The sequence below is a fragment of the Streptomyces sp. NPDC001401 genome (assembly GCF_042895385.1).
In the GTDB taxonomy this organism is placed as follows: domain Bacteria; phylum Actinomycetota; class Actinomycetes; order Streptomycetales; family Streptomycetaceae; genus Streptomyces.
In genome coordinates this window covers 21,232-33,938 of sequence record NZ_JBIAWI010000031.1, presented here as the reverse complement: position 1 = coordinate 33,938, position 12,707 = coordinate 21,232, and the positions used below count along the sequence as shown (strand labels likewise).

Genomic DNA, 12,707 nt, shown 5'->3' with positions numbered 1-12,707 from the left:
GCAGCCACGTCTCGGCGGTGGCCGTACCCGGGAACGACGCAGCCAGCGATACCCCGCCTGCAAGCGCTGGCAACAGGTCGTGGCCAGCCGTGGTGGCTGACGTACGACCTGTCCGGGACGAGCAGCTGACGGTGGTGACCCTCCTGGTCGCCGAAGACGACGCCCAGCAGCTGGCTGCAGCAGCCGATGGCACGATCCGCATCGTCGTCGTCCACGGAGGTGGTGGGCCGTGACGCTGATCGCGATAGGCAGTCTGAAGGGTTCGCCCGGGGCGACGACGCTTGCATTGGGGCTCGCGAGTCGATGGCCGAAGGGGTATCGACCCGTTGTCGTGGAGTGCGATCCGGCAGGCGGCGACCTGGTCGCCCGCTTTCGCTTGGCCCTCGAGCCAGGCCTGGTGAGCCTGGCAGCCGCGGCACGACGCACCGAGTCGTCCGATCTGCTGTGGCAGCACACGCAACAGCTGCCCGGAGGGCTGCGCGTCGTGGCCGGACCTCCCGGCGCGGACCAGGCACACGCCGCCCTGACGCAACTCATGGGTGTGAGTGTCGAGAAGTCGGCGTTCGGGCGTGCGGCCACACCTGCCGGAGCTGTGGTCGTCGCGGATTGCGGACGGATGGATCCGCACTCGCCCGTGTTGCCGCTCGGCCGAGGCGCCGATGACCTGCTCCTGCTCATGCGTGCTCGGGACGATGCCCTTGCGCACGCCGCGAGCAAGGTCGACGTGCTTTCCCAGTGGTCGCAACGGCTCTCCTTCGTGCTTGTGGGCGACGGCTACCGGTCACAAGAAGTGTCCCGGGAACTGGGTTTCGACGTGTTGGCGCATCTACCACAAGACCCCAGGGGAGCGGCAGTGCTGCGTGGCGTCGGCCGTCGGCGTTCCGCTCTCGTACGGTCGGAGCTCGGCAAAGTACTGGAGGCCCTCGCGGTACGACTCGTCGACAAGGCGGCCGGAGAACCCAGGAGTAGGGCCGCGGCTTCGGAAGCGGAGGCGGGGCGATGACGGCGGAACAGGTACGTAAATCCGATACCTACGCTTCTCCGGCGCACAACGGAATGCCGCATTCGCTGCCGGGCTCCGGCGTACACGATCCGTCCGAGGTGCCGGGCATGCGGTCGGACGAGAACAGCGCCGCGGAACGGCTCCGACAGCGACTTCGCCTCCAGGTTTCCGAAGGGCTTGCCGCACGCATCCATGCGAAGGAGGGCGAGGGCAAGACCCATTGGACCGCCACCGCCCGCAGAGCAGCAGCGGACGAGATCCTCGCCGATGCAGCCGAGGAGTACGCCCGGGAACAGATGACCAGGGGCGGGCGGGTCGTGCCACCTGATGTCGAGCAGCGAGTGATCGCAACCGTGCTCGACGAACTCTTTGGCCTGGCCGGCCTCGAACCGCTGCTCCGTAACCCCGACATCGAAAACATCAACATCAACGGCGATCGAGCCTTCGTGCGTTACTCCGACGGCCGCCGAGGAGAGCAGCCGTCCACGCTGGGCTCCGATGCCGAACTGGTCCAGCTCATCCGGGAACTGGCAGCGCGCTCCGGCGTGGAGGAGCGGCGCTTCGACCGAGGAAGCCCCGGAGTCAGCTTCCAACTCCCGGGCGGTGAGCGGGTGTTCGCCGTCATGGCAGTGACACCGCGTCCGTCGGTGTCGATCCGGCGTCACCGCTACAAGGCGGTCTCCCTTGCCGAGCTGCGCAGGAACGGGACCCTCGACCGTCGACTCGAAGCATTCCTGGCAGCGATCGTCCGGGCCAGGAAGAACGTGCTGATCACCGGCGGAACAGCGATCGGCAAAACCACGCTTCTCCGCGCGCTCGCGACAGAGATCCCATCATGGGAGCGCCTCGTCACCATCGAGGACGTCTTTGAACTCGGCCTGGACGCCGACTCCGAAGCTCATCCCGATGTCGTCGCGATGCAGGCCCGTGAAGCGAACATCGAAGGCGAAGGAGCCATTAGCCAGGCCGAGTTGGTGCGCTGGGCCCTGCGCATGGCGCCGGACCGGGTCATCGTCGGTGAGGTGCGCGGGCCCGAAGTCATCCCCATGTGCAACGCGATGAGTCAAGGCAACGACGGGTCCATGGCTACGCTGCACGCATCAAGCAGCCGCGGCGCGTTCACTCGGCTTGCTGCGTACGCGGTGCAAGGGGCCGAGCAGTTGCCTCTGGAGGCCACCAATCTTCTGGTCGCCTCAGCGCTGGACTTCGTCGTGCACCTGGACCGACCGCTCGGGGAGGCCGGTCTGCGTGTGGTGTCCTCCGTACGGGAGGTTGTCGACGCCGACGGCCCGCAGATCGTCTCGAACGAGGTGTTCAGACCGGGACCTGACCGACGAGCGACGCCCGGTGTACCGCTGCGGTCCGAGACGCTGGACGAGCTGGAGACGGCCGGGCTCGACCTCGCTCGATTGGAGCCAGGGGAGTGGGGGCGACTGCCGTGAATTCCGATGCGGTCTCGGCTGCCCTGCTCGGGTTTGGCCTCGCCGTGGGGCTGCTTCTACTTGCACGAGGGTGGCGTCGTTCTGGTGAAACCGCGCCGGCCGTGTCCAGCCGACGACGTCTGATGTCTCGGGAACAGCGAGCCCGCCTCGCCCGTCGGCTCACCGTGTCGTTTGCTGCGGGGCTGATGTGCGGGGCTCTTACGGGTTGGGTGGCGGGAGGCCTGCTGGCTGCCATGGCTGCCTGGAGCCTGCCGGCGTTGTTCTGCTTGGCCACAGTTGATCAGCGGCGACTCGCGCGAATCGAAGGCATGGCGGCCTGGAGCGAGATGCTGCGCGACACGCTCGCCGCGGCGGCGGGTCTGGAGCAGTCGATCGTCGCCACGGCCAGTGCTGCGCCTGAGTCGATCCGGCCCCAGATCCTGGAGCTTTCCGCGCGTCTCGAGCGTGGCGAGGGCCTCGCCAGTGCGGCACGTCTCCTTGCGGATGAGTTGGCAGAGCCGACGGCCGACCTGGTTCTGGCGGCGCTAGTGCTGTCTTCACAGCACCCGGCCCGGCGGTTGTCTTCCCTGTTGGGCGAACTCGCCGCAACGGCGCGTGCCCAGGTGGCCATAGATCAACGCGTGGACGCGGCCAGAGCGCGTACGCGGACGACCGTGCGCGTCGTCGTCATCACGTCCTTGTCCTTCGCGCTGGGGCTCGTGCTGCTCAACCGGCCTTTCTTGGATCCGTACAACACTGTTGCTGGACAGCTGGTCCTTGCGTTCATCGGCGGGCTGTTCGCCTCCGGATTCCTGTGGCTTCGACGCCTGGCCCGATCCGATGGCCCGGATCGCTTCTTGGGCCGACTCGAAGGTCCAACCGGTGCCTCCGACAAGGCTCGATCGGTGGGCCGGGAGGTCGGACGATGAAGCTGACCATGCTTCTGGGAGCGGGAGTTGGCCTGGGACTCTGGGGGCTGATCGTGTGGCTCGTCCCACCGAGACCGCGCCTGGCCGACCTCGTCGCGCGGCTGCGCCCCGACGCGAAACCCGCGATCCGGTCGATTGCGCGACAGGAGGGCTGGGCCGTCCGGTTGGGGGCGCCGTTCATCGGGCCCTTGCGATCACTCGGGCTGCCTCGCGGAAGCATCGCGGCGGATCTAGCCCTCACCGAACAGTCGGCCGACTGCCATCTCGCAGAGAAGGCAAGCCTCGGCCTGATAGGCCTCCTCCTCCCCACGACTGGCCAAACCCTGGTCGCACTCGATGGTCACTCGCAGCCCTGGGCCGTATCCGCAGGAGCTGCCGTGGCCTTCGCGACCGCTGGATTTCTGCTCCCTGATGTGACCATACGGGCCAAGGCACGACGTCGACGCGGAGCCTTCCGCCACGCTCTCGGCGCGTACCTCAACCTCATTCACATCCTTCTGGCCGGCGGCGCAGGACTCGAATCCGCGCTGCAGGACGCCGTCGACATCGGGCAGGGATGGGCTTTCGAGCAGCTGCGTCGAACCCTCAACACGGCGCGGATCACCCGCAGTTCGCCCTGGACAGCGTTGGGTGGACTCGGCACAAGGCTGGAGATCGACGGGTTGACCGAACTCGCCGCTGCCCTCTCCCTGGCCGGCTCCGAGGGGTCCAAGATCCGCGCATCGCTGTCGGCCAAGGCAGCCGCCATGCGCCATCGGGATGGCGCCGAGGCGGAAGGTCGCGCCAACGCGGCGACCGAACGCATGGCGTTGCCCTGCATGCTCATGGCCTTCGGCTTCGTCATTTTCGTCTTCTATCCGGCCTTCACACAGATCACGGCGTCGCTATGACCCCGCCACGGCGCAGAGAGGAGCTCGGTCATGTGCCTGTTCACCACGCGAGGGAGTTTTGTCGCTCGAATCGTCGGGGTTCTCCGTCGAGCTGTTCTTCGAGGGATGTCGTACGACGGCGGCTCCGTCACACCGGAAATGGTGATCTGGACGGCCTTCGGTGCGGCACTGGCACTCGCGGTCACGTCACTCTGGGGTCCGCAGATCCTGGCAGCGGCCCGGGAAACCTTGTTCAAGTAGAGCGGCGTCGCGGCGATGGGAGCGCCACGGTGGAGATGGTGATCGGCATGCCGCTCATGTTCCTCATCGTCCTCCTGCTTGCCCAGACCGCCCTGTACTTCCACGCGGCCCACATAGCGCAGGCGGCGGCCTCGCATGCACTGGCGGTCGCGCGGGTGGAGAACGGCAGCGCAGCGGCGGGGGAGAACGAGGCGCAATACGTCCTCAATCAGATAGGGCGCGGGCCGCTGCACCACACGCAGGTTGCGGTGCGCCGAGGAGAGGACCGGGCCGAGGTCCGTGTGTCGGGCGAGGCAACGAGCGTCGTTCCGTTCGTTCATGTCTCAGTGCGTGCACGGGCAGCCGGCCCAATCGAGGCGTTCGAAAAGGGGGGAGGGCCGCCATGACGGGGGCTGCTCCTGTGCGGAAGCGGCGCATGAGGGGATGCCGCGGTTGGTGCAGTTGGACAGACAGCGGATCGGCGACAGTGGAGCTTGTACTGGTCGTTGCTGTGCCCTTGTTGATGCTGGCCTTCATGGTTCTCTGCGGACGCGTGACGGAGTCCCGTCTGCGCGTCGCGGATGCTGCGCATCAAGCGGCCCGAGCGGCGAGTACGGCTTCCTCCGTCGACGTAGCGAAGGACCGGGCCCGCGCGACGGCTGTTGCTGCGCTCGGGGGTGTGGGCGTTGGCTGCCGGTCGCTGGATGTCGAGATTGCGGGCGGTCTGCAGCCCGGGAACACCGTTATTGCGGTGCTCTCGTGTCTCGTCGATCTGAGCGACTTGGCGCTGCTACAAGTCCCGGGCAGAGCAGTCATCCGTGAGTCATTTGCTTCTCCGGTCGATGTGTACCGAGGGGCTGACCCGCAGGCGACGATTCAGGAAAGCGGGACTCCGTGACTGGCTTCGCACGCCGTTGGCCGTACGACGACAAGGGTCAGATCGCGGTCTTCGGCGTAGTCATCACCGCGGCGACTGTGATGTTCGCGGGCCTGGTCCTCGACGGCGGCTTAGCGCTGGCGGCCAAGAGCCGCGCTCTCGGCGAGGCCCAGGAGGCAGCGCGAGCGGGGGCCCAGGCCATCGACGTTGCCGCATATCGCCGTGACGGGACGTGGGCATTGGCCCCCGGCGAGGCACGCAAGCGCGCGCGAACATACCTGTCGTCCACAGCCGATGAGGGCAGCGTCGCCGCGACGACCACGTCCGTGAGCGTGACCATCACGGCCCGCCAATCCACCGAGCTCCTCCGGCTCTTCGGCGTCGACGAGCTCACCGTCACCGCCGTTGGCAGCGCCCGCCCAGTACGCGGAGTCACGGTCCGCGGACCGTAGATATGGGGCTGAGATGGGGGCGCAGACTTTGCGACGCGGGGGCGAGTTGGTGCGTGGCATCCTGGCGGTCGGCGTTCTTGCACTTCTCGTCGTAGGGGTCCCCTGGGGATTGGCTCGGTACGTCGGTTGGCCTTTGCCGCGCCACCTGCCGCGGATCGGGGAAGTGGTATCGCTCCTGGCTTCGCCGTTGAGCACCGGCGTGCTGCTCGATGCGCTCGCGTGTGCCCTGTGGGTGCTCTGGGTTGCCTTCGTCGTCAGCGTTCTCAACGTGCTCGGCGAGGCCGTATGCGTGTTGCCCCGCTTGAGCCCTCGCGCATCCAGGACTGGGCCGTTGAGGGTATTGGCCGCGGCGCTCGTGGGAGGCGTCGTGCTGGCACTCTCGCCCACTCGGGACTTCCATGGGGCGTTGGCGGTCCAGAAGCACCCTTTGGCCAACAGTGCATCGACCACCTCCCCATGGGAGGCCGGGATATCGGGCCGACCGCTACATGGACCAGACGGCGGAGCGAACGACACGAACGCGACCGTCGTGGTACGGGCACCCCGCAACGGCATCCACGACAGTCTGTGGCGGATCGCCGAGCGTCGGCTGGGTGACGGTTCGCTCTGGCCGCGGATCTTCGAGCTGAACCGTAACCGGACACAGCCCGACGGCCGGGCACTCACACACCCGAACCTCATCCAGCCGGGTTGGGTACTGCGGCTGCCCCTGCCGTCCGCCCCGCCTCCAGACGACGACCACGCTGGTGAAAAGCCCGGGGGCTCGCGCAACACTGCGTCGCCATTGCCATCGTCGGGTTCGCCAACACCGACGGAGCCCTCGCCGTCGAGTTCTGCCACCAACTCCGATAGGCGGGGCAATGGATCGGCTCCGGGAGTCAGTCTGCCCGAGGGCACTTTCGTAGGGCTTGGCTTGGCTACGGCTATCGTGGCGGCCCTGGTGGCCGTACGACGGCGCCGGAGGATGCGCTACCGACCGGGGAGCGGCAAACGCGACGATGTCCAGTTCGCGCCCGTGATCCGTGCTCTGCGGCAGGCCCGAGAGAAGGCGCCGAATGGACGTGAACCACCAAGCGGCGTCACGGTGTTGTCTGAGTCCAGGAAGCCCACGCACGTCGTCGGCGCCAAGGACGGTCGTGCACTCGCTTGGGACCTTGCGCGGACTCGAGGGTTGGGGCTGGTCGGGTCGGGTGCCATGGACGCCGTACGTGCTCTGCTCGTCCAACTGCTAAGCGAACAACGGGTTCCAGGTCAGGATGGAGCCGAACTCGTTGTTGCAGCACCCGATGTATCGCGCCTTCTGGGCCGAGAGGCGAGCGCACTGAGGCCGATGGGCCGTCTTCGTGTTGTCGCCGACCAAGATGAGGCGTTGAACGTGATGGAGGGCGAGTTGCTCGCCCGTGCGCGCGCAAGGCATGAACAAGAGGGGGCCAGTGAGGCCGGTTGGACCGAACTCGTGCTCGTCGCCACGGCGCAGGCCATGGATGAACGACGCCTGCAAGCCGTCCTCGACAACGGCTCCACTTTCGGGATGGCGGGCATTTTGGTCGGACAGTGGCCGGCGGGAACCACTCTGCGCATTCGAGAGGACGGTACTGTCGCGGTTGCTGCGCCTGCCGATTCAGAAGGAGCCTTCGCTGGGTCCCGGCTGTTCAGGCTGTCAACCGATGACGCAGGTGCGTTGGTTGAGCTGCTGATTGAAGCGGAGGCAGCGACTTCGGAGGCGCGGATCCCGGAGCCCAGCTATCCTCCTCCGACTGCCGAACATCCCCTCGACGAAGAAGCCGTTCCGCGGTCAACGGCCCAGAGCCACGAGCATGTAATCCGGGTCAGTGTCCTTGGTGCTGTTTGCCTGAGATACGTCTCGCCCGACTCTCCCGTGGCTGTGGGAATCACCGACGCGTTTGCTCAGAAGCAGCGCGAGCTGATGGCATATCTATCTCTGCACCAAGAGGGTGCACGCCGGGAAACGGTCGCTGCCACTTTGTGGCCCCAGGCCCCTCACAGCCGCCCGTACAACAGCCTGCATGCGACTCTGAGCCAGGTGCGCAGGGCTCTCCGTGCGGCTACGCATGGCGGCCTCACGGATGTGACCGTGCAGAGCGACGGCCGCTACGCCCTGGACAAGGACCATGTGGTCGTGGATCTGTGGGAGTTCAGGGCCGCTCTTGCGCTATCCCGCCAGCTAGGAGACGACGAGGGGAGGGCGAGCGCGGCGCTGCATCGAGCAGTCGACCTCTATACGGGAGACTTCGCCGAAGATGTCTCCGCCGAGTGGGCGGAAACGCCTCGAGAAGCGTTGAGGCGGGACTTCTTGGACGCTGTCTCGGCCGTGGTGCGCTATGTCAGTCGGACTGATCCCCGACAGGCATTGCATCTCTTGGAACGTGCGCGAGAGCGGGACGCCTATAACGAGGCGATCTACCGAGATATCGCCCGTATGCAGGCGCAGTTGGGGCTCTTGGATGCGGTGCGCCGGACATTCGAGCTACTCAAAAGGAGTCTCGCAGAGATAGACGAGGAACCCAGCCCGAGCACGATCGGGCTGTGCGAGGCGTTGCTGCGTGGACATGGGGGTGGCAGCTTACGCGGCGACGATGCCTGATGGGTTCCCCGGATCCGGCGCTGTACGGGTTCGAAGTGATCCCGAAGATTCCAGCTACCGGCTGGTGCGTGCATGGAACAACCCTCAACGGCCGATCTTCGAGATGCCGACGTCAAGAGGGACAGGCGAGCTAGGCCCACGTGATCTCGTGCATTCTCTACGCCGAAAGGTTCCGGTCGGGGTAGAACTGTCAGAAAAGGGGAAACCCGCACGTGCTGCCTGAAGGGGGGCGGGCAAGTGTCCTGGCGATTCAACCCAGCGCCCGGGTGGCCCTCGCCGCCGCCGGAGTTCTCGCCGCCACCACGGTGGCGTCCTGATCCGGCTTGGCCGCCGGCTCCGGAGAACTGGCCGTTCTGGATTTGGGTAGATGATCTGTCGAGTTCGCCGCCCGGTACCGAGCGCGCAGCCGCTCCGTCGTCAGAGATGCCCCTGGCGACCTCTGTCACCGTCTCGAGCCCGGGAGCTGGGCGCTTGCCGTCCGGCACTGGACAACTCCACGGTGACGACGGCACCCTCACGCTCGCCGGGGATTCTCTGGAGCTGAGATTTTCCGTTGGTCGGTTCGGCGATGCGTTCAAGGGTGCGCTTCGCATCCGCCGCTACCCCATCACGACGGTGGCGGACGTGCACTACGAGCCGCCGTCGTCCTGGCACCGCGGATCGCTACGACTACTCCTCGTGCCCGGCGTGGACCCCCTCCGCCCACTCCTGAAGGACCCTGATCCGGGACCCGGCAGCGACCCTGACGCCCTGGTCATCTCAAGTGCCCAGGCGGCACAAGCAGACGCCTTCGCGCAGATGTTGCGCGCCCGCCTGAGCGAACCGAAAACGACTGCAGCCGCTGATTCTCCATGCGTGGAGAGTGGAGTCCTGCCCCTGCAGGTGTCGGGATCAGACGGACGTGTCTCCTTCGACGGACAGACTGTCGCCTTGACGTTCGGACGCCTGGCAGCGTCAGAAAAGAAGCGGCTAGGACAGCGAGACCTGCCGGTGGGCGCCATTGCCGACGTGCGGGTGCATCATCCAGGCCTCACGGGATGGCTGCGCTTCGTTCCTGCAGGCACATCCGAAGCCGCTCCGAGCGATCCGAGAACCGATGTCAACACCCTGGTACTCAACGCTGATCGGTCTCAGTCGTACGCCGTCCTCGGTGCCGCCGTCCTCGCTGCGATTCGCAGCACCGGAATCCGCCTCTACACCGAGCAGCCCCCCAGAACCAGCGGTGTTCCGGCACGGACTGAGCCCGATCCCGGACTCACCGCCCCCGCGCCCGGAGCGGATACTGCCAGCACCGACGCGCCACACGCGCCCTCGTGGAAAGAGCGACGTGCTGCCCGGCGAGCCGACAAGGACTACGACAAGGCCCTGGCCGTATGGGAACGCGAGCAGGCGTTGCTCGACCAGGCCACCACGGCCGTTCTTGGAGCGGCCGGGGCTTCCACAAAGATCGCAAGTGGTTTGATCATCCTCAAGAAGAACGAGGCAGCCCTCTGGGCCGGCCAGGCATCGCTGGTCGAGCCACGGCGACAACCCGGGTACTACTCCGGAGGCTCCGCTGGAGTCCGCCTGCGTATCGCGAAAGGCGTGTCATATCGAATCGGGTCATCCAGCCGCAGCTACATACCCGGTCCAGAGGTCCAGACGCCGGTCGATCAAGGCTCGATCATTGTGACCACCCAGCGCGTTGTCTTCAAAGGCACCAAGGCCAGCCGAGAATGGGTGTTCGACAAACTCCTCGGCGTGGACAACGCCGCAGACGGCACCAGCGTGCTCCTGCATGTCTCCAACAGGCAGAAAGTGTCCGGACTGCTGCTTGGTAAGTCGAGCGAAGCATTTCAGGTGTTCCTGGCGCTGGGACTGGCCATCCTGGAGCGTGGGCCCTCGGCAGTCGCTGACGAGTGCGCCGCGTCGGCCGCCGCGCACAGAGAGGAACGACCGGTCCGACCGTGAACGCCTGCGCGGCTGGGCGGTGACCTCTGCGCTGGAGAGGCAAGCCGAGAGGCCAAGACTTACTCGCATCGGTAAGCGACTCCGCTCCGCGAGAGTTCAACTCCCCAATTCCCGGCCAAGATATGGGAAGAACGAGGCAGGATCGGGAAGCGGTCGGAAAATTCTCGAAGGACTCATAAGCCGTCCGTCGTGGGATCGAGTCCCACCGTCTCAAGGAACGCGCTCTGGTCTGCGCGGATCGTAGAACGACGCGACTGTCAGTTCGTGCGCCCGTCATCGCCACGCACGAGTCCTACCAGCAGTTCGGCATCGCGCAGATCGGACAGCACCGCCTCTGCCCCCTCGGCCTGAAGAGTTGCTTCATTGCTGCGCCCCGACGCCACCGCGATCACCCGCACCCCGTTGGCGTGCGCGCCTTCAACGTCGGCCGGAGTGTCACCAATCAGGACCGAGTCCGCAGCAACTGCACCGGCGCGCTCGAGGGACAACCGAACGAGTTCGGCACGCGTGTCGTCATCCTCTCCGTACGCGCCGAGCTCCCAGCGGATGTGCCGGTCGAGGTCGAATACCCGAAGCTTGATCTCGGCAACAGCCCTGATGTTTCCGGACACGACGGTCTGTTGGAAACCGGCGGCGTCGAGTGCACGCAGGGCCGCTGCGGCCCCCGGGAGGGCATGGCCCCGTACTCGGAGATCTTCCGCACGCTTCAGGTGTTCGTCGGCCAGTGCCTCGGCGAAGCGCTCGAAGTCCGTCCGGTCCGTCGACAGACCGTGCAGCTTCGCTGTTTCACGGAAGATGACTGGCTCCGTGATGCCGTCGATCTTTGCCTGCTCACGCATCGGCATTCCCGTGGTGCGCTCGAACGCCGAGGCCGACAGCTCCCGGCCGACACCGCGGGTATCGATCAACGTATGGTCGATGTCCCAGAGAACCAGCCATGCCATGGAGAGCCTCAACTTCCCGTCCGCTGCTGGTAACAAGATGTCACGTCGGGGTGCACGGATCGTGCTCGAGCACGCCCTTCCCGCTCTACGCTGACTCCAGGAGCCGCGATTGCGGAAGGGGGCCGAGGAGTGGACCCGGCAGGACTGCCGGTTGGTGCGCGAGTCAAGTACTACCGGCGCAAGAACGGCAACCGTTCCCAGGCGGCCGTGGCCGGCCTGTGCGGCATCACTGAGCGCTACCTTCAGCAGATCGAAGCCGGGACGAAGGTTCCGTCCGCCCGTGTTCTTTCCCGGCTCGCAGCAGAGCTCGGAGTTCCCGTCGCCGCGCTGCTCGCCGAGGAACCCGTCGAGCGCCCCTCGGCGCCTCTCACTGCCGCGCCGGCCGTGGCTCGCGCGCTGATGGGGTGCGGGACGCCGCGCAACGATGGGCCCCCAGAAACCGCGGAATTGCGAGAGCGTGTGGATCAGACCTGGAGGATATGGCAGTCCTCCCGGACCCGGTTCACCGAGGCCGCAGAGATACTGCCCAATCTGATCACTGACGTGGAGCTCGCCGTGCGGGCTCACCGGATGGGGAGTGATGCTGCGGAACGGCGCGAAGTCCTGCGGGTGGCAGCCGACTTGTACGGTCTGCTGCGCTCGTACTGCCGCCGCGCAGGACGGCTGGACCTATCGCTGATGGTCGCCGATCGGGCGATCCGCGCAGCCGAGAGTGCCGATGACCCGGTGCGTATTGCCGCCGCGCAATGGAACCTTGGTCATGTCCTGCTGTCCCACGACGAGCCAGGAGCAGTCGACGAGGCCAAGGACGTCGCCCTGTCCGCTGTCGCACAATTGAGGCAGGCACCGGTCACCACCGGGAGCAAGGCAGTTGAAGGCGCGCTCGAACTCGTCGCGGTCGTATCCGATGCCCGCCGACATCGCTGGTGGGAGGCGCGACAGCGGCTCGAGAAGCGTGCTGCCCCGCTTGCCCGTCAGGTCGGGGAGGGCAACGTCCAGTGGACAGTCTTCGGGCCGACCAACGTCGAAATGCACGCCATGAGCATCGAGATGCTCGCCGGCGAAGCCGCCGAAGGGCTCCGAGTCGCCGACCAGATCGACACAAGCCGACTGCCCAGCCGCGAGCGGCAGTTCACGTTCGGACTGGAGCTGGCTCGGTGCCACGACCTGCGTCGGGAAGATGCAGCCGTCCTCGTCCACCTGCTCGACCTCGAGGAGATCGCGCCCGAAGACCTCGCGCGTAGCGCGCTCGCACGTGGCATGGTCCTGGACCTCCAGAAGCGGGTTCGCCCCACCTTCCGCCGCCAGGTCACGGACCTCAGCCAACGACTCCAGCTGATCTGAGCCGAACCCATGGTTCGCCCGAACTCTCAGTTCGGGATGCATCGTTGCTATCGCTCTACCTTCACCGCACAGC

13 protein-coding genes are annotated in these 12,707 nt (G+C 66.5%); 12 read left to right on the top strand and 1 reads right to left on the bottom strand.

The window, feature by feature from the left end; genetic code table 11:
* The first annotated feature begins 92 nt into the window (after positions 1–92).
* The 11 genes from ACFY10_RS52250 to ACFY10_RS52200 all read left to right on the top strand — a co-directional run bounded on the left by ACFY10_RS52250 (position 93) and on the right by ACFY10_RS52200 (position 10,346).
* On the top strand, positions 93–233 hold the full coding sequence (locus ACFY10_RS52250; RefSeq protein ID WP_390672491.1) for a hypothetical protein: 141 nt from the start codon (positions 93–95) through the stop codon (positions 231–233).
* Entirely contained in the window at positions 230–1,003 is a 774-nt protein-coding gene (locus ACFY10_RS52245; protein WP_390672490.1) for a MinD/ParA family protein, read from the top strand. The genes ACFY10_RS52250 and ACFY10_RS52245 overlap by 4 nt, the downstream gene beginning before the upstream one ends.
* Positions 1,000–2,445, top strand: coding sequence for a CpaF family protein (locus ACFY10_RS52240; protein WP_390672489.1), 1,446 nt, complete (start codon positions 1,000–1,002; stop codon positions 2,443–2,445). Before ACFY10_RS52245 ends, ACFY10_RS52240 begins: the two co-directional genes overlap by 4 nt.
* A 233-nt stretch (positions 2,446–2,678) precedes the next feature.
* Positions 2,679–3,353 (top strand): type II secretion system F family protein, encoded by a 675-nt coding sequence (locus ACFY10_RS52235; RefSeq protein ID WP_390672488.1) that lies wholly within the window; start codon positions 2,679–2,681, stop codon positions 3,351–3,353.
* A complete protein-coding gene (locus ACFY10_RS52230) occupies positions 3,350–4,243 on the top strand; it encodes a type II secretion system F family protein (RefSeq protein WP_390672487.1) in 894 nt (297 codons plus the stop codon). Before ACFY10_RS52235 ends, ACFY10_RS52230 begins: the two co-directional genes overlap by 4 nt.
* Before the next feature lie 30 nt (positions 4,244–4,273).
* Positions 4,274–4,483: a hypothetical protein gene (locus ACFY10_RS52225; protein WP_390672486.1), complete on the top strand. Its 210-nt coding sequence runs from the start codon at positions 4,274–4,276 to the stop codon at positions 4,481–4,483.
* Between the two features lie 29 nt (positions 4,484–4,512).
* Positions 4,513–4,869, top strand: coding sequence for a TadE/TadG family type IV pilus assembly protein (locus tag ACFY10_RS52220; RefSeq protein ID WP_390672485.1), 357 nt, complete (start codon positions 4,513–4,515; stop codon positions 4,867–4,869).
* An 80-nt stretch (positions 4,870–4,949) separates the two neighbouring features.
* The gene (locus ACFY10_RS52215) at positions 4,950–5,360 is read left to right on the top strand and encodes a pilus assembly protein TadE (protein WP_390672484.1); all 411 of its coding nucleotides are present in this window, start codon (positions 4,950–4,952) and stop codon (positions 5,358–5,360) included.
* The gene (locus ACFY10_RS52210) at positions 5,357–5,791 is read left to right on the top strand and encodes a pilus assembly protein TadG-related protein (protein WP_390672483.1); all 435 of its coding nucleotides are present in this window, start codon (positions 5,357–5,359) and stop codon (positions 5,789–5,791) included. Before ACFY10_RS52215 ends, ACFY10_RS52210 begins: the two co-directional genes overlap by 4 nt.
* 1,195 nt (positions 5,792–6,986) lie before the next feature.
* Complete coding sequence (locus ACFY10_RS52205) at positions 6,987–8,396, top strand: hypothetical protein (protein WP_390672482.1); 1,410 nt, start codon at positions 6,987–6,989, stop codon at positions 8,394–8,396.
* 471 nt (positions 8,397–8,867) lie between these two features.
* A complete protein-coding gene (locus tag ACFY10_RS52200; RefSeq protein ID WP_390672481.1) occupies positions 8,868–10,346 on the top strand; it encodes a DUF4429 domain-containing protein in 1,479 nt (492 codons plus the stop codon).
* Between the two features lie 257 nt (positions 10,347–10,603).
* Here ACFY10_RS52200 and ACFY10_RS52195 read toward each other — a convergent pair whose 3' ends face one another.
* Positions 10,604–11,290, bottom strand: coding sequence for an HAD family hydrolase (locus tag ACFY10_RS52195; RefSeq protein ID WP_390672480.1), 687 nt, complete (start codon positions 11,288–11,290; stop codon positions 10,604–10,606).
* Between the two features lie 129 nt (positions 11,291–11,419).
* Here ACFY10_RS52195 and ACFY10_RS52190 point away from each other — a divergent pair, with 129 nt between their 5' ends.
* Positions 11,420–12,634: a helix-turn-helix domain-containing protein gene (locus ACFY10_RS52190; RefSeq protein ID WP_390672479.1), complete on the top strand. Its 1,215-nt coding sequence runs from the start codon at positions 11,420–11,422 to the stop codon at positions 12,632–12,634.
* The last annotated feature ends 73 nt before the right edge of the window (positions 12,635–12,707 follow it).